The sequence below is a fragment of the Desulfovibrio sp. genome (assembly GCF_047607245.1).
Classification (GTDB): Bacteria; Desulfobacterota; Desulfovibrionia; order Desulfovibrionales; family Desulfovibrionaceae; genus Desulfovibrio.
In genome coordinates this window covers 17,136-34,679 of sequence record NZ_JASGDK010000036.1, presented here as the reverse complement: position 1 = coordinate 34,679, position 17,544 = coordinate 17,136, and the positions used below count along the sequence as shown (strand labels likewise).

General features: G+C 58.4%; 8 protein-coding genes. 2 read left to right on the top strand and 6 right to left on the bottom strand.

The window, feature by feature from the left end; genetic code table 11:
• Both QM579_RS02805 and QM579_RS02800 read right to left on the bottom strand, forming a co-directional pair.
• Nucleotides 1–3,617 (bottom strand): hypothetical protein (locus QM579_RS02805; RefSeq protein WP_414997704.1); only part of this gene is annotated, 3,617 nt, incomplete at its 3' end.
• Nucleotides 3,617–5,677 carry an autotransporter assembly complex protein TamA gene (locus tag QM579_RS02800; protein ID WP_414997703.1) on the bottom strand — a complete coding sequence of 687 codons (2,061 nt, stop codon included), beginning with the start codon at nucleotides 5,675–5,677 and terminating at the stop codon, nucleotides 3,617–3,619. The genes QM579_RS02800 and QM579_RS02805, both read right to left, overlap by 1 nt.
• 210 nt (nucleotides 5,678–5,887) lie before the next feature.
• Between QM579_RS02800 and QM579_RS02795 the strand changes: the two genes are divergently transcribed.
• Both QM579_RS02795 and thiM read left to right on the top strand, forming a co-directional pair.
• Nucleotides 5,888–6,235, top strand: a complete 348-nt coding sequence (locus QM579_RS02795; protein WP_414997702.1) for a DsrE family protein — start codon at nucleotides 5,888–5,890, stop codon at nucleotides 6,233–6,235.
• A 177-nt stretch (nucleotides 6,236–6,412) separates the two neighbouring features.
• On the top strand, nucleotides 6,413–7,243 hold the full coding sequence (gene thiM / locus QM579_RS02790) for a hydroxyethylthiazole kinase (protein ID WP_414997701.1): 831 nt from the start codon (nucleotides 6,413–6,415) through the stop codon (nucleotides 7,241–7,243).
• Between the two features lie 287 nt (nucleotides 7,244–7,530).
• On the opposite strand, the gene glgP is transcribed toward thiM, so the two are convergent.
• The 4 genes from glgP to QM579_RS02770 form a co-directional block, all read right to left on the bottom strand.
• Nucleotides 7,531–11,787 (bottom strand): alpha-glucan family phosphorylase, encoded by a 4,257-nt coding sequence (glgP, locus tag QM579_RS02785; protein WP_414997700.1) that lies wholly within the window; start codon nucleotides 11,785–11,787, stop codon nucleotides 7,531–7,533.
• Nucleotides 11,788–12,037: 250 nt separating this feature from the next.
• Nucleotides 12,038–13,408 (bottom strand): glycoside hydrolase family 57 protein, encoded by a 1,371-nt coding sequence (locus tag QM579_RS02780; protein WP_414997699.1) that lies wholly within the window; start codon nucleotides 13,406–13,408, stop codon nucleotides 12,038–12,040.
• Nucleotides 13,408–14,763, bottom strand: coding sequence for a glycosyltransferase (locus QM579_RS02775; RefSeq protein ID WP_414997698.1), 1,356 nt, complete (start codon nucleotides 14,761–14,763; stop codon nucleotides 13,408–13,410). The genes QM579_RS02780 and QM579_RS02775 overlap by 1 nt, the downstream gene beginning before the upstream one ends.
• Nucleotides 14,764–14,848: 85 nt before the next feature.
• Nucleotides 14,849–17,005 carry an amylo-alpha-1,6-glucosidase gene (locus QM579_RS02770; protein WP_414997697.1) on the bottom strand — a complete coding sequence of 719 codons (2,157 nt, stop codon included), beginning with the start codon at nucleotides 17,003–17,005 and terminating at the stop codon, nucleotides 14,849–14,851.
• Nucleotides 17,006–17,544: the final 539 nt, after the last annotated feature.

Genomic DNA, 17,544 nt, shown 5'->3' with positions numbered 1-17,544 from the left:
ATGCCGGGCAGGCCACCCTGCTTTTTGCCGGAGTTGCCTCCACGGCCTTCTTCAAGGTTAAGGCGCAGATTGATATTGGTCAGCAGCACGCCTTGCAGCAGGTTTTCATACTTGCCCTTGTCTATCACCACAGAACCCTTGGCGGACGGGGCAGTCAGGGTTCCACCCAGATCCACGGCCACGGCTACATTGCCTGCAAAGCGCTGGTCCGCTATGGGGAGCAGGGACCACAGTGGGCCAGCGGCTCCTGTCCAGCGTACCTGACCGCGCAGGGGACCCTGCATGTTGGGCTGAGGCAGGCCGTCTTTGCCGAAAAGCAGGGGTAGCCGCACCTCAAGGCGCGCTTCGCTGCCGCCCAGCGCCTGAACGCTTTCCTTGTCCACCTCAAGCCGGGCCACAAGGCTGCCACTGGAGCCGCCGCTGGCTTCAATGCGGCCAGCCAATCCCAGATTCAGGGGTTTCAGGGGGCTGCCCGGTATGCGCAATTGACGCACGCCAAGGCGAAAATCACCACCGGGCCGTGACGGGCTGCCTGTAAGGCGGGCGCGGGCTTCCACCGTGCCTTCTGGCAGGGCTGGCACCAGTTTTTTCCACGGGGTAAGGGCAAGTTCTTCCAGGTCCAGGCGAACGTCAAGTTTGTCTTGCCCAAGGGTCGCCTGCGCGCGCAGCCTGCCGCCGGGAACAAGGCGAATGTCCAGTCCGGCCAGATCAAGGCCGGAATCTCCATAGCGCAGGGTTGCTCCCGGTGTTGCTTTGAGACCAAGGTCGCGGCCGCTTAAATGCGCTTCAAGCCTTTGCACCTGCACAAGCCCCGGCTGCCAGCGGGCGTTGACATGAGCAGCCACAGAACCGCTTGTTTCCACACTGGCTTCCAGAGGGCCATTAAGGGGGCCGCTTGCACGCACCTTGGCCCCAAGGTTCAGATCGCCCTGGCGCACGCTGGCAAGATCCAGACGTGCGGCCAGATTGCCCGCAGCAAAAATATCCTTGAGCGTCACTTCTCCTGCAAGGCCCTGCAAGGTCAGGGGAGCACCGGAACCAGCGCTGTAACTCAGGCGCGGCACGTTCCACCGCAGTTCGGCTTTCTGACTGTAGCGTTGTGCGGGCGTTGCCGCTGCCTTATCGGCAGAAGCGGCGGCTTCGGCACTGGAAAGCGCAGGCGTGGCAGGCGTATTTTCTAGGTTTGCCTGCGTGGCTGATACAGAAGTATTCTGGCTGTTCTGATTTTTTTGCCCTGCCGCGCCGTCTTCAGTTGCAACTGCGGCCACGCGCTCGGTTTTCAGTTCAAGGCTCAGGGCAGCTTCACCGTCAAGGCGCGCGCCAGGCACAAGGGTAGAAAGAGCCGCCCAGTTGACCACTCGCACATCAAGTTTGCCATTGCAGGCAGGCATGGAACCGGGGGGCAGGCTTGCCGCCAGTTGCCCCGCAGCTTCTACCCCAAGAGCGTTGAGGCGCAGTTTGCGCAGGCCTGCCTGTAAGATATTTTCATCGTCGCGACCTGCGAAGATCTGGCTTTCAAAATTCAGGGGCTGGTTGTCCCACCGTGCGCTCACGTCCAGTTGGGCTGTAAGCTGCGGGTTTTTTGCCGGGGCATCTTTTTGAGGCGCAGCGTCTTTGTTCTGCGCGGCACTGGAAGGTTCCGTCCGGGCAGTGTTTGAAGCAGCAGGAGCGCTGTTGGCTGGCGCAAAGTTATTTTCGTGGTCTTCAACCACAAGCAGCACTTCATCCCAGTTCAGCGGCGTCGCGCCAAGATTTACCACCGCCTGCTCAAGCTTGTGCGCGCCCATGCGCAGGTCGGCGCACTCTACCCGCAGGTTGAGGTCAGGAGCTGCCAGTGGCCCCCTGGCGGTCAGAATTGCTGTGGCTGGGGCGGCCAGCATGTCCAGCGGATTGGCGCTTTCTTCCGAAGTTGCGTTTTGTCCGGCCGTGGTGGACACATTTTTGCTGGCAGCAAGGTTGATCTTTACGTCTACAAAAACAGGCCCGGAAAGCCAGGAGTCGTGTTCAGCTGTAGGTTGAAGTGTCGTATGTGATGCAGGTGCGGGGTGCGCGGAGTCTGTAGCGGGCGGAACAGGGTGGTCTTGCCAGATCGCGTGTCCTTTCAGGGACAGCGGCCCAGCCTCGAGGGCAAATCCAGAAAGGCCTATGCGGGCATTGCTGGCCAGTGCTTCTGGGCTGTCTGCCGAAGCGGGATTTTCCAAAGTAGTCATCTGGCATTCAAAAATCAGAATAAGCCGTGCGCCTTCGCCGATCAGCGTCGCCAGAGGGCCAGGGGGCGTTTTTGCTGGTGCAAATTTTTCTGGTGTGCGCGTTTCGGTTGCGTTGGCAGTAGCTCCGGTGGTTTGCGCAGGCGGTGTGGGGTCGGCAGAATCTTCGCCCTTGGCTCCGCTGGTTTGCAGCAGCGCATCACTGGGTAAGGCTTGGCTGGCTGTTTGCCCGGCAGGGTCGGCGGGCAGGACTTTGGTTTCAAGCGTGCTGTTTATGGCAAGCGTCACATGGGAAGGCGTGTCCGATTCGCTGCGTCGGGGTACAAACGTTACCTCAAGGCGTGTTTCAAGGCCGCCGCTTTGTGCGCCGGGCAGCTGCAGGGGGGCGTTGTTCAGGCCAGAAGCCGCCAGCACAGCATTGAGGTTGCCGCCAGCGCTTCCCGCTTTGAGGGTAGCGTCAAAATTCGCCAGAAAATAACTGTCTGCTGGCGGAGTGGAAGAAGCTGAAGCACTGCTGTTCGCCACATCCTTGTCGCCGGGGGCTTCTGAAGGCGCACCCGGATTTTTCGCTTTGGAATTGATATTTTCGTTGTCAGGGGTGTCTGTCTGGCCCGCGCCTTCGTTGTCCATGCCCTCGTTGTCAGCAGCGTCGTTTTTATCTGCGCTTTTCGCTGCGTCTGCTGATACGACGCCACCAAGCAGAAATTCGGGAAGCTGCGCGTTCACAACGGCCAGACGGTCCAGCTGCACCTCAGGCAGCCAGCCGGGCAAACTGTTGAGGGTCCGGATGGTTTGCCCCAGAATTGTGCGCAGGGCTTTTTCCGTCATTGGCGCAGAGGGCGGCGCAGGGGGCGATGGCGGCAGATCCGGCAGGCGCAGCAGGCGCGGTTCCCGGCTGGTCAGTTCGGCAATGCGCAAACTGCCCGGCAGGGCGGCCCAGTCCCACACAAAGATATTTTGAGGCGCTTCGAGCCACAGGCCTTGGGCATCTGCCAGTTCAAGCCCAACTTCAGCCGTGAACGGTAGTGAGCCGGAAAGTTTTGTCAGGCGTATGTGCAGGCCGCTTTCTGCCGCCGAAGCGGCCAGCGTTGCGTTGATTTCGTCCTTGAGCCATGCCTGTACGCTTTCACTACGCAGGGCCAGCAGCGCGCCAGCCAGAAAAAGCAGCAACACAAGCAGCAGCACGGCCAGGCCACGCCACAGCACAGACCAGATGCGGGCGGCGCGTTCCCGCGTTTTTTTACCCTTGCCCGACCCTTTGCCAGCCCCGTTGGATACGGACGCCACACCAGCGCCGGATATGCCGGAAGCTGGCGTTTCGGGCGCGGCAGAAGCTGAACCTGCGGCCTCGGCCTTTAAGCCGCCCGCAGTAAGATCAGTTTGCCCAGGCTTTGTAGAAGCGCTCGTCATCAGAAAGACTGCCCTATGCTCACATAGATTTGTACGGGGGGATCGCCGTCTCGCGGTTGCAGGGGGGTGGCGATGTCCAGCCGCAGCGGGCCAATGGGGGTGTAATAGCGCAGACCGATGCCCGCGCCCCAGTCCATATCACCGATAATGCGGGGCACTTCGTCCCTGTAGACCATGCCGCCGTCCAGAAAGGGCACCAACCCTATATCTTCAGTAATTTTATAGCGCGCCTCAAGGCTGACTTCCTGAAAAGAGCGCCCGCCAAGGGGATCGCCATTTTTGTCTTCCGGCCCAACGGACTGGTAGGGATAGCCGCGCACAGAGCCAGCGCCGCCCGCGTAGTAGCGCAGGCTGCCGGGAATATTGCGCAAAGCCGCACCTGACATGGCCCCGGCTTCAACCCTGCCCGCCAGAACGAGCTTGTCGTCAGGCCGCCCGTCTTTGCGGAAAGGAGCGTAATAGCCGCTGGCTTCCAGCGATCCGGCCATAACCGTGAAGCTTTCGCCATAAAATCCGGAGTTGGGATTGGCTTTGAGGACAATTTCCGAGCCGCTCGTGGGATTGAGGATATTGTTTCGGCTGTCGCGCCGCACGCTGGCCCTGGGGCCTGCGTAGCCGTAAAACTGCTCGACCTTGTCGTTTTCCTTGATGGAGCCGCTTTGGCCCCCGGCTCCGATACTGGCCCACCACAAGCGTGAAACACGCCGTTCAAGCGCGGCGGAGGCACTGCCTGCCGTGCTTTTGTAAGCTTCTGTATTTTCGCGCAGGGCAGAGGCAGACGCCAGCAGGCGTTGCTCACGCACAAGAAAGGCCGGCTTTTCAAAGGCAGCCTTGATGCCCTGCACCTGCGTGGCAATAGGTGCGCTGACAACGAGCTTTTCGCCATTGTCAAAAAGATTGCGGTGTTCCCAAAAACCTTCCACGCCAATGCCTGTATCCGTGTCATAGCGGGCGCTGCCGCCCACAGACCGGAAGGGCAGTTCTGCCACCGTGACTTCAAGGGGCAGCACGGGCACGCCGTCCTTGCTTTTGGTGGGGGCTCCATTTATGGCGGCGGCGTTCTTTCGGGCCAGCGCCTCTTCCTGCGGGCGTATTTCTACAGAGCGGAAAAGCCCAAGCCCGCGCAGGTGGTTGGCGTAGTCGTCCATCAGCTCATCGTCCCAGGGTTCCTCACCGGGAATCCAGGGGGTGAGCCTTTGCAGGTACGAAGAATTGACGCCCTGGTTGCCCTTTACATCCACGCTGCCCATAAGGGCAGGAGGGCCGGTTTTCACCACAATGTCGGCATTGACCTGACGCTTCTCGGGGTCAAGCGTATAGCGGGACTGGGCAACTTCGGCCAGCGGGTAGCCCTGGTTACGCAGTTTTTCGGGCAGCTCTGCAACCGCGTTCAGCAGTGTATCTGCCACAACGGGTTTTCCCACTGTAACCCCCGGCACGCTTGCGGGAAAGGACGGCGGCGGCATAGTTTTGGTTTCCAGCCCCCAAAAGCCCACTTCGCGCTCGCGCGTTTTGAAATACCCGGGAACGTCGGGCGGCGGTTCATAGCTCACATCAGCGCGGCCCAGCGTATAACGCGGCCCGGCAGTGAGGGTGAGGGTCACGCGAACGGGTTTGGCTTCTTCATCAAAGCTGAAACCCGCAGTGCCCTCATAATAGCACTGGGAGTGCAGAAGTTTGACGGCTGTTTCCACGTCGGCGCGGGCGCGTCTTTCCAGAGCCAGCATGCTGTCGGGTGGCTCTTTGGCGAGCTGCTCCAGCTGACTTACAGACTTCATCTTGCCTTCAAGGGAAGACGGGCCGTCCTTGACCTTGATGCGCAGGGTATAGGGAACCGGATCGCCGCGCCATGCGGCTTCAAGGGATTCCTGCTCCTGTTGCTCGTGGGGATCTTCAACTTTTGCAGACAGCAGACCGCAGCCGGAAAGCTGCAACAGCAACATCAGCGCCAGAAGACAGCGCAGCGGGGCAAACCACGGGCCTTCGTACCCGCCGGAAGGGCTTCCGGCATGGCGGGGTCGGGCAGACCGCAGGAGTTTTGTGCTGAATACACTGCGCATATGGCACAATACGCCGCTTGAAGATTCTTAGCAAGAAACATTCGCATATCAGAATCTGTTTTATCAGCAATGTTGGCTAGCTACGCTTGCCTGGGCAGCCTGTCGCTTGGCAAACCAGCGCGGCCCTGCTACTACAGAGACGTGTCCGATATCGCCGCAATGCGCGCCGCCGTCAAACACTTTTCGGCTTCAAATTTATGGAGAACGAATATGAACTACGATCTTTGCCTGCATATAGACAGCAAGGAACCCTCCATGCTGAAACTCGTGTTGAAAAACGCGGCCAACTACATCAAGGGACTGCCCGGCGAGCGTTTTCAGCTTGTTGTTGTGGCCAACGGCCCGGCCGTCACCCAGTTCAGCAAGAGTAATGAAGAGTTTCGCGTTCTGGCTGCCCCTCTTCAGGATCAGGGTTTGCGCATTCTGCTTTGCGCCAACGCTCTGGCCGACAACAGTATGACCAAAGAAGACATCTGGCCCGGCTGCGACGTAGTGCCTGCTGGCCTTGTGGAGATCGTGCGCCTGCAACGCGAAGGCTTTGCCTACATAAAGCCCTGATGGATATCGGCCCCGGCAGGGGCCGTTTCAGTTCTGGGCGGGTTTGTTATTGCCCGTTACCGGGGCGTATGTGCCGTCTGCCGCTGGCAGGCCGTACGGTATGCAGTTTGTAATGTTTTTCGTCCATGCGGAAGCCGCCACCGGTGAACTTTCGGCTATGGCCGGGAGGAAAAGAGCATGAAAGTTTTTGCAGATATCTTGGATACCGTACGGCGCTGTGGCCCCGTGGTGCACTGCATTACGAACTACGTCACGGTTAACGATTGCGCCAATATAATTCTGGCCGCTGGCGGGTCGCCCATAATGGCCGACGATGTGGCGGAAGTGGAAGATATTGTGTCTCTGGCTCAAGCACTGGTCATCAATATCGGCACGCTCAACAGCCGCACTGTTGAAGCTATGCTTGCCGCAGGCAGGCGTGCCAACTGTCTGGGGCGGCCAGTGGTGCTTGACCCTGTGGGCGCGGGGGCTTCAACCTTGCGTAACAATACCTTGCAGCGTCTGCTGCAAGAAGTGCGGTTTGCGGCCATCAAGGGCAACATTTCCGAGATAGGTTTTCTGGCTGGCGAAGATGCCAGAGCCAGAGGCGTAGATGCTGAAGGTGCGTCTCTTGTGACCGAGGGCAATCTGAAAGACGCGGCCAGTATGGCCCGGCGGTTGAGCGAGAGCACGGGAGCCGTTGTCGTGATCAGCGGGGCCATTGATATTGTGGCCCATGCTGACGGCGTATGGACAGTGCGCAACGGGCATCCGCTTATGGCGCGCATCACTGGCTCCGGCTGTATGTCTGCTGCAATTATTGGCTGCTGCCTTGGCGTGCTGCCCGCCGAGGCTCCGCAGGCCTGCTTGTGCGCAGTAAGCAGTATGGGGGTTGCAGGCGAGATAGCTGCGGAAAATATGGCCAATGCCGGAGGCGGCACGGGCAGCTACCGCGCCTTGTTGCTGGACGCTATGAGTATGCTTGACGGGCCGTTTTTGACCTGCCGGGCAGATGTGAAATATCTGTAATTTGTGGGTAGAGCCGAAGCTGCTTGTCATACCTGACGCTGCACAAGAGTGCGGCGCGTCGTAGCGGGCTGTATACTCAGCAGAAAGCTTCGTGCTTTTCAGAGTGGTTTTGAACAGTAAAACGGTTCAAAATGACAGCATTGTCCAGGCAAAGATGCAATGAAGCGGGCCACCCAAGGGGGCCCGCTTCGGCTATCTTAGCGTGATGTTCTGTCTGTTTCACTGTGTAGGTGCGCCGCGGCCGTCACACAGGTAAGACTGGGCAACAGCGCACAAACGCAGTTTTTCTACGTCCACAAAACAAGCCCTGTTTCCAGCGGCGTGGACAAATTCTTGTGAAAGGGCATGACGCGGACGCCATAGCGGTATTGCCCGCTGTGGGTCGGTATGTATGTTGCGGAATAGGTCATGCCGCCGTTGCCGTTGTCTGTAGCGCGCGGTTCAAGGCGCAGTATTTCCGGTTTGTCGATGAAGTTGCCGTCAATAAGGGCACGGCCAATGACAAGCTGAACAAGAATCTCTTCAGATTTCATTTCGCCCTTCTGTAAACGCAGGCGTATGCTCACAGGTTCGCCGCATATCATTGTGTTATTTTCCACACCACTGACAAGCATTTCTTCTACCTTGACGGTGCCGAATCTGGCGGGCAGGTCTTTTTCCCAGACGGCCAGCTGGCGGCAGGCTGCCCAGTCGTCATCAGCCAGCATATTGCGGCGCCGGGCCGCCCGCAGATAATACTGGCGGATGTAGTCGTTAAGCATGCGGTTACTGCTGTACATGGCGGTCAGGCTCTTGAGAGAGCGTTTGCCCATAGCGATCCACTGCGTGGGCAGGCCACTCTGATTGCGCTCAAAGTACAGGGGCAGAACGGCATTTTCCAGCAGGTTGTACAGGGATTCGGCATCCACATAGTCGTTCTGTTCGCTGCTGGGCAGTTCGTTGGTGATTACGGGGCCGATGGTCCAGCCGTTCTGCCTGTTGTAGCCCTCGCACCACCAGCCGTCAGAGATGCTCAGGTTGACGCCGCCGTTGACGGGCAGCTTCATGCCGCTCGTGCCAGATGCTTCGTGCGGGCGGCGGGGCGTGTTGAGCCACACGTCGCAGCCTTGCGACATGAGCCGCGACACGGACAGGCTGTAGTTTTCGAGAAAGAAAATGCGCCCCAGGAAGCGTTCGTCCTGGCACATGCGCATAACTTCCTGAATGAGGTTGATGCCTGCCTCATCCGCAGGGTGCGCCTTGCCGGAAAAGACCAGCACCACAGGCCGGGCGGGATTGTTGAGAATGCGCGCCAGTCTGTCGGGATCGGCAAAAAGCAGTGTGGCGCGTTTGTATGGCGCGAAACGACGGGCAAAACCGATAATGAGGGTTTCTGGTTTGAGCAGAGCCTCCATGCCCTTGCGGGTGGCCGGGTCCAGCTTGAAACGCTGCGCAAAGACGGGAACCCGCTTGCGCAAGGCGTCAAGCAGCGCTTCCTTCTGGTTTTGGCGGGCAGCCCAAAAGGCTTCGTCGGGTATTGCGTCCACATTGTCCCACACGCCAGCGCCGGGCAGGGCCTGCATCCAGCCTTCGCCAAGATACTTGTGCAGCAGTTCGTGCATCCAGCTGCCCACATAGGACGGCGTATGCACCCCGTTGGTGACGTGCCCTATGGGAGTCTCAGCCGTTGGCAGTCCCTTCCAGAGCTTGTTCCACATATGGCGCGAAACGACGCCGTGCAGTCGGCTGACCGCGTTGGCCCAGCAAGAGAGCCGCAACGCCAGCACCGTCATTTCAAAGGCCTGACTGTCGCCGCCTTCAATCTGCCCCAGTTTTATAAACTGTTGCCATGAAAGATTCAGATTTTGCGCCATGCCGCCGAAGTAGCGGCTCATGAGCTCAAGAGAGAAGGACTCATTGCCCGCAGACACGGGGGTGTGGGTAGTGAAGAGCGTATTGGAACGCACGCGCACCACCGCTTCTTCATAGTCCATGCCCTGAGTCATGCAGTCGCGCACTCTTTCAAGGGCCATGAAGGCTGAATGCCCTTCGTTCATGTGGTAGGTGCTGGGGATGATGCCCAGGGTGCGCAAAAGACGCATGCCGCCCTGACCCAGCAGAATCTCCTGCAACAGCCGCGTTTCGCGGTTGGCCTCGTACAGGCGGTCGGTGATGCGGCGGTCTTCGTCGGTATTGCGGTCAGTGTCCGTATCCAAGAGGTAAAGCGTCACCCGGCCCACCTGCAAACGCCACACGCGGGCATACAGGATGCGGCCAGGCAGCTCCAGTTGCACGTATACGGGTTCGCCCAAAGCGTCGTGCACCTGTTTGATGGGCATCTGCCCAAAATTGTTGACGGGGTATTGCGCGACCTGGCGGCCGTTGGAGTCTATTTCCTGCATGAAATAGCCGCTTTTGTAGAGCAGGCCGATGCCAACCAGGGGCAGGGCCATGTCCGAAGCTGATTTGAGGTGGTCGCCTGAAAGCACGCCCAGACCGCCGGAATAGATGGGTATGGATTCATTGAGCCCGTATTCCGTGGAAAAGTAGACAATGGGGTGTTCCGGCGTCACGTCCACGCTGAGGGAACGGATGGGTTCGGCCATGTAGGCGTCAAACTTGTCCATCACCTTGTGGTACAGGGCCATATATTCTTCATTTTCCATGAGTTCTTTGAAGCGTGCGGGCCATGCCTCCTCAAGCATTTTGAGCGGATTGCGGCAGGCTTCCCAAAGCTGCGGATTCAGGGCCATGAAGAGGGCTTTGGCATGGTCGTGCCAGCACCACCAGATGTTCTGGGCCAGTTCGCGCAGGCGCAGAAGCTCGCGGGGTACTTCGGCAACAGCCATGATGGAACGTAAAAAAGGCGTAGCAGAGCAGGAAGCCGTGAGTACGCGCGTAAGCGCGCCGTGTCCCGCATCGTGGTCGGCTCGGGTGTCGGATTTGGTAAGGGCGATCTGAAAGGCCTTTATATAGTTGTCGAAAAAATATCCCCATGAGGTTTTTTCGGCCAGGCTACGGGCGCGCACTCGCCAGTTGTGCAGTTCCTCTTCGGAGCCTGCGGTTGCCGCAAGTATTTTTTCGTGCAGCACATTGGCGCTCTGTTCGAAGTTTGTGCCGCGTCTTGGCATGACATATACGCCCCTGCGGTCCATGCCCTCTTCCTTCATCTGTTCCTTGACCCACATACCGAAGCCTGAAAGGTCAGTGGTGAGGGTGGGCACGGCCCAGGCGGCACTTTCTTGCGGGGTGTATCCCCAGGGTTCGTACCAGGAGGGGAAAAATCCTCCATCGCAGGCGGCCAGAACTTTTTCGTAGGGCATGTTGAAAAAGCCGTCGTGCCCGTCAAGCATGGCTGGCACAAAGATGACCTTGACGCGCCTTTCGCTCTTGTTATTGAGCCCAAGACGTCGGCAGGCGTTGATAATGGGGTCCTCGGGAGCGTTCCATACCTGATGGGTGCAAATGAAGGGCTGGCCGTTGTCTGTATCTGCCGGGTCGCCGGAGATGGCAGCCGGGTTTACTCCCATATGCCCGCCCATGACCAGGCAGAGAACCAGAATGGAGGCGTCCGTGCCAGTCAGGTTGCGGTCTGCCTGGGCCAGGGCGTCCAGAAAAACATCCACGCCCTTGTTGTGCATTTCATAGCGGCCAGAAATGACAAAAGTTCTGGTATTTTCCGGCAGGGGCGCGCGCAAAAAGCGGCCTGCGGCTTCCATTACCTTTGCACGGGTAGCCAGAGGAACGCTGCGGTCTTCAGAATAGTCAGGTATGACTCGCAGATCCAGGCCATTAGTGGTGATGACGTCCGGCTGGCGGCCCAGAAAAACCGTGGATTCTTCGCCCGTAATGGGGCTCACGGTTGTAAAGGCGTCGGCTTCGCGGGCGGCGGTGCTTTCCATAGACCATTTGGCTGTAATATTCAGGGCCGCGGCTTCGTTGGCCGGGTTGATGTTGCGCATGTTGGTGTAGATGTCGCGCCCGGTAGCGGCCAGTGCGCGGCCCAGCATGGTGGCATGGGTGGTGAACACCGTGCCAACCTCGGGCGCAAGTTTTTTGAGTGCAAGCAGCCCTGCGGCGCACATCCATTCGTGGAAGAGTGCCACGCTGCTTCCCTGCATGGGTTCCACCCGGCTTTCGTGCACGGCGGCGATGACCTCGCCGCAGGTAGCGGCGAACATAACGGGTTCAATATAGTCCCACCCGCCGGAAAGCGAATCCACGCCGTAGTTTTTCCACATTTCGAAAAGCAGCTGGTTGCTGGAGTAGCGTTTTTCGAATTCCACCAGGATGACCTTGGGGCGGCCGGGGATGTTCCAGCGGCCCAGGCGGCACTTGAGGTCCCGCGTGGCAAGGCCTATGCGCAGGGAATCCCAGGCGTGCTCGTCGGTTTCTTCAAAACCGGGGTTTTCTTTCAGGGCCGGGCCAAGAAGAAAGTAGTCTTCGCCGAAATGTTCCACAGCCTGAAGAGCCTTGCTGGTGACAACGGAATGTATGCCGCCCACCTTGTTGCAGACCTCCCAGCTCACTTCAAACAGGGTTACCAGGGACGAGTTGAACTCCATGTCTTCTCCTTGCGCATAATATCGTTAGAGCATTTTCATTTCGAAATGCATATTTTTAAAACCAATCTGCTCCATACAGTGCCGCCACGAGGTGAATTTATTTGTTATGTCAATGCGAACGAGCCTTTTATGCCGCAGTGCTCTCTTGTGGTGTTCAATCAGAACAACAGGTGAGGCTCGACGCAGAAACAACTGGAAAGGTGCTTGTGACAACGCTGTTCGAGGGGCAAAATTGCAGTATTCGGCCAAGTCATGCGGTAGTGCCAGTTTTGCTGCGCGTGGCAGCGGATTTTTTTTCTGCTGCGGAACCCTCGGCCTTTGCGCCAGTTTTTTTCTTGCCTGACGTTTTTTCAGTGGCCTTGGTTTGGGCTTTACGGCTTTGCCCGGCAGGGTTTTTGGTTTGAGCTGGCGTATCCGGTGCAGGTGCTGCCTGCAATTCTTCAACTGCCTTGAGGCGCATTTCAAAATCTGCCAGCACGTTCATGAACGTGATGTATGCATCGTAGGGGCTGCCGAACGGGCTTGGCCTGTCCGGAGACTCGCTTGAGAACCACTTTGTGGACATATGGCGAAAATGGTCGGCGGTCTGCAAACGGTCGAAATCGTGTTGCAGGTCAGGCGCGCCACTAAGGGCAACCCGTGACGACATGGCGTAAAGTGCGTGTATGGCATCTTTTTGCATGTCATTGCCAAGCCATGCGGTGAGATCGCCGCTTTCTTCATCCCAGGACATGAACTGGGGCACGTCCATTTCGCCCATAGTCCTGAACGCCTGAATTGCCATGCCTGGGGTGGTGAAGTGAAAATCCTTGCGGGCAAGCAGGGCTTCGGGCAGGGCTTCCATAAAGTCGAAAATACCCGATTCCTTGCTATGGCGCAGGCCCAATATATGGTAATCGTTGATGATGTTTATGACCTCGGCAGATTCTGCGAGCCCGTGGCACCATGAGGCAAAAGTTTCTGCCCTGAGGGGCCAGGCGGGCCATGCAGTGTCGGAAAAGCGCATGCCAAGATCGCCCGAAAGGTTGGTGTTGCGCAGCAGCATACTCAGACCGGGCGCGCTGATGGGCTGGTAAAGGTAGTTGGCGCTACGCCAGCCCAGCACATGGTCCGTGCCTTCAGCCAGTACGGCCTTGAAGCCGAGTTCGGCTACGGCGGCGGCCAGATCGTTATTGTAGACGCATTCCGTATTTTTGAAGGTTACTGGCTTGCAGCCGAAAAGAGCTTTCAAGCGTGCCAGCTGGGCTTTCACCTGACGGTCGAATTCCTGACGGGAATAGAGAAAGGCCAGGGAGTGCGGGGCTGTTTCCGCCACAAACTCCACGCAGCCAGTGCGGGCCAAAGCCACAAAACTGTCCAGCACTTCGGGAACATACTGCTCGAACAGATCAAGGGCTGTGCCCGAAATGGCGTAGGAGGCACGAAAAGCTCCGTCGTAACGGCGGATGAGTTTGAGCATAAGCTCGTTGGCAGGCAGGTAACAAAGCCGTGCGGCGCGTAGCATGGCGTCGCAGTTATGGTCGTCGTCTTCGTATATCGAGTTTTGTCCCATATCAAAAACAGTATAGCGACGTAGCTGATAAGGTTCGTGAACCTCATAGCACAAGCAGATGGCAGGCATTAGCGACCTCCGTGTACGTTGTGGTAAATGGCCAGCAACTGGTCGGCGGCATTTTCCCAACGGATGGACTTCATTTCCTCACGGCAGTTTTTCACCAGTTCAGCCGCAAGGCAGGGATAGCGCAGGACGGCGCAGATTTTGTCGGCCATTTCGCGGGTATCCCAAAAATCAGCTTTGAGGGCATGGTCCAGTACTTCTGACACGCCTGACTGGCGCGAAAGCAATACTGGCACGTCGTAGAGCATGGCTTCCAAAGGAGTTATGCCGAAGGGTTCGGACACTGAGGGCATGACATACAGATCACTCAAGGCGAACATGCGGTCCACTTCTTCACCGTGTAAAAATCCGGCGAAGTGAAAACGGCTGCCCATGCGCAGCTGACCGGCCCTGCGGATGAGGCGCGGCAGCATGTCGCCGCTGCCTGCCATGAAAAAACGCACATTTGGAATTTTTTGCAGCACCAGACGCGCGGCTTCCATGAAATATTCCGGCCCCTTCTGAAAGGTAACGCGTCCCAGAAACAGCACACGCTTTTCATGACGGATGCGCGGAGGAATGGGGTAGTGGCGCTGCGCTTCGTGCCGGGCCACGGCATTATGCACAACCAGGACCTTTTCCGGGGGAATGCCGTATCGCTCGATAACAGTCTTGCGGGTGAGGCGGCTCACGGCCACCACAACGTCTGCGGCTAGCATGCCCGCCCGTTCAATGCCCGCCACCTGTTCGTTTATGCCGGAGCCGCTCCGGTCGTATTCCGTAGCGTGGATGTGGACGACAAGCGGCTTGCCTGTAAGATTCTTGGCCAGCATGCCTGCGGGGTAGGTCATCCAGTCGTGCGCGTGAATGACGTCAAAATTTTCCTGAACGGCCAGAGCAGCAGCCAAACGGCTGTAACGCAGCACCTCTGTCATGAGGTCGGGGCCATAGCCGCCCCGAAGGGTGTAGGTAAAGGCTTGCCGCTGCCGGAATTTGTGGCTGCCAGCCTGATATCGGGTAGATGAGCATGATTGTTCCACGCAGGGCCGGATACCGGAACGCCCCATCGCGCTGGCATAGTCCTGTTCGGTCAGGTACGGCATGAGTGGGCTGTCTACAGGCAGGCAGCGTATTCCTTCGTGCCAGACTTCCTGTTGCGCCCAAGCCATGCGCCGTACCAGATCTTCAGTAATGGGAGTGCCGGATGCCGAACGCAACCGCAGGAACCCGTCCCGCCCCTTGCTGTCGTCAATGCGGGGCAGCACAAAGATTATTTCCGCTCCTCGTCGGGCCAGAGCCTGAGTCATGCCAAAGCAGGCCGTACCCAAGCCTCCGCTGATGTGAGGTGGGAACTCCCAGCCGAACATAAGCACTCGCATGTGTTCTCCCTCGTATGGCGGAAACTTTTCCGCCGGGTTCAGCGGCCTTTCATGCTGGCCGCCGCAAATTTTTCCTCCACTCCTGTTAACAGGCTGATCCCGGCGCCGGTGTGGCTTCCGGCGCGCAATTATGGTGTTTTTTGCAGCCTTCCAAAATCATGCTCACGCGGCAGACACCAGCCATATCGCCAATGACAGGGTGGGCCATGCGGTGAGCTGCCAGTTTTTGCCAGCGCTGGTATACGGCGGGTGCGGCTTTTTGCATTCGCAGCAAAAGGCGCAGGCATTCGGCTACACTCCAGGCCTGGGCAATGCAGCCATTGGGTTTGTAAGGTGGAGAACCATCAAAGATTTCAGAAATACTGCCCAGACCCGCCTGGGAGATATGGTCGCAGTAGAGCGGCGTGAGGGTGTCCAGCAGGGCCAGGGCAGCGCCTTCAATATCCCAGGCTGTGCGCAGCAGGGCGTCGGCATAATGCCCCAGCAGCCACGGCCAGACAGTACCCTGGTGGTACGCCGCATCACGGGTGGCAGGATCGCCGTCGTAGCGGCCCTTGTAGTGTGGATCGTCCGGCGCAAGGGTACGCAGGCCGTAGGGGGTAAGCAGCTTGTTGCGTACGCACTCCACCACCTGAGCCTGATATTCTTCGGGCAAAATGGCGTGAGGCAGGGAAACTGCGAAAATCTGGTTGGGCCGTACGCTGGTGTCTAATTTGCCCGCGCGCCATACGTCGCCAAGGTAGCCCCCGCCGCCGTGAATCCAGAAACGCTGAAAAAATACCATACGCAACCTGCGCAGGGCCGCGTCGCCCGTAAGGGGGGCTTCGCCGAACCGCGTGGCAAGCTGGTCGGCAAATGCCAAAGTGTTGTACCAGAGGGCGTTTATTTCAACGGGATAGCCCTGTCTGGGGGTTACCGGGGTGTTGTTTGCCTGCGCGTCCATCCAGGTAAGCTGGCTGTGGGAATTGCCCGCGTGCAGCAGGCCTTCGGCATCCACATAAATATCCAGCTGGCGCGCCTTGCCTTCGCCCGAGCGATAGCCGGAAATAATAGCTTTTAACGCGGGCCATGCGTTTTCGCGCACCCAGGCGAGCTGCCCCGCATCAACCTCGAGGCAGCTTTGCAGGGCAAAAGCGTACCACAGGGCGGCGTCAACTGAGTTGTAGGCATGGTCGCCCTGCGGGGAAAACATGTTGGGAATGAGCCCGTCTTTCACATGTCTGCCCATATCGGCCAGAACGCGCAGGCCAAAGTTCGTGCGGCCCGCATGAAAGGTCAGGCCCGGCAGGCTGATAAGTGTATCGCGTCCCCAGGCATCAAACCAGTGATAGCCCGCCAGAACTTCGGCCCTTCCTGACGGGCCTTCAACGCAGAACTGCTGGCCTGCCTGGCTCAGATGCCCCGCCAGACCGCCCCCGGCCTTGTGCGCCTTTGTGCGCTCCCGGCTGGCGTCGTTCCACAGCTGGCGCAGATTCTGCCCGCAGGGTTTGGTTCCGGCCGCCAGGTAAACGCAAGAATCGTCCTTTCCTTCGGCAAGGGGCGGCATGAACACATCAAGCGTGCCCGGTATGAAAAGGTCTTCGCTGTAGGGGAAACCGCGTTCACGTTCTTCAAGGTATTCTACATTGCGGCACCAGTCCGGCTGCGGCGTGAACGAATATCCCTGGCTTGTCTGGCACTGGATGTAGAGGGTGGGCAGCCCTTCGTAGGGGGTGATGCTGAATCCGTCAGGCAGCGGGGTTGTATTCGCGCACAGGCCGGAGTTGGCGTGGGTGAGCTTGTGGAAGTTGCGGTAGGCCAGAAGGGGGTGCAGGCGCAGGGTCAGTGGCGGTACGTGGGTTGGCCCGCGCACGCTCCAGCGCAGCAGTATCTGGCTCTCGCCCTGAACAAGAAGAGCTTCGCGGCACAGGCGCACATCGCCAACCCGGTAGACGCATTGGGGCCACTGATCAAGCCGGAAGGCCTCCAGATAGTCGTGCCCGTGAGGGTAGAGCGTGCCCGGGTGTTGCCGTGTTGAAAGATAGAATTCCTTGCCGCCGCCAACAATGGATTCTTCAAGGGCTGAAAGCAGCACATGGCGGCCATATTGCGTGTTGACCGTGAGCAGACCGTGGTATTTGCGCGTGTTGCAGTAAAGAATGGTGCTGCTGGCATAGTCGCCCAAACCGTTGGTGAGCAGCCATTCCTTGCGCAACGCCCTGCGAGTGTTCTGGCAGGCGGCCTTGTCAAAGCTGAACCGCATACGGCCTCCGGCGGTATGGGTGCTTGGGGAATAGCGCTGCGTGAGGAGGAGGAAGGGAGGGGTAGGTCGCAGCGGGCCTATTTGAGACTATTGAGGGTGTGGAACCAGGACGCGAAACCGCGCGGGACGGCCGTGAACAGTGCGTGCGTCAATGCTTCAAAATGCGCAATGTCATACCTGCGATGCCAGGTGGGGGCACCGTGCCAATCTGTGGCTGAGGTGTGCGCCGCACACAGGGGTATACGGCCCGTCCCCCTGTTTATCTTGCTTTCAGCGTATAGGATATTTTTATGCCTGTCGAGTTTTACGGATTTGCGTCGGAATAATGTCAGAGTAACTTCGCTGGCAACGTCACGTGTTATATCCCGAATTGTTAGGGCCGGGGCGCATGTAACAGGCAGTAAGCGTGAGAACACAGGTATGAATTATTCTTCAGCATGTGCGGGATCGGCTGTATCCATACGGATTACGGGCAGAAAATCTGGGGCTTTTTCTTTCTGGCATTTTAGGGTATGCTATTTTGTTATTATCATCATCGC

Excerpts from the sequence above, each read along its gene's own strand:
- QM579_RS02800 (WP_414997703.1), bottom strand. The coding sequence starts at position 5,677 with ATGCGCAGTGTATTCAGCACAAAACTCCTGCGGTCTGCCCGACCCCGC.
- QM579_RS02775 (WP_414997698.1), bottom strand. The coding sequence starts at position 14,763 with ATGCGAGTGCTTATGTTCGGCTGGGAGTTCCCACCTCACATCAGCGGA.
- QM579_RS02780 (WP_414997699.1), bottom strand. The coding sequence starts at position 13,408 with ATGCCTGCCATCTGCTTGTGCTATGAGGTTCACGAACCTTATCAGCTA.
- glgP (WP_414997700.1), bottom strand. The coding sequence starts at position 11,787 with ATGGAGTTCAACTCGTCCCTGGTAACCCTGTTTGAAGTGAGCTGGGAG.
- thiM (WP_414997701.1), top strand. The coding sequence starts at position 6,413 with ATGAAAGTTTTTGCAGATATCTTGGATACCGTACGGCGCTGTGGCCCC.
- QM579_RS02795 (WP_414997702.1), top strand. The coding sequence starts at position 5,888 with ATGAACTACGATCTTTGCCTGCATATAGACAGCAAGGAACCCTCCATG.
- QM579_RS02770 (WP_414997697.1), bottom strand. The coding sequence starts at position 17,005 with ATGCGGTTCAGCTTTGACAAGGCCGCCTGCCAGAACACTCGCAGGGCG.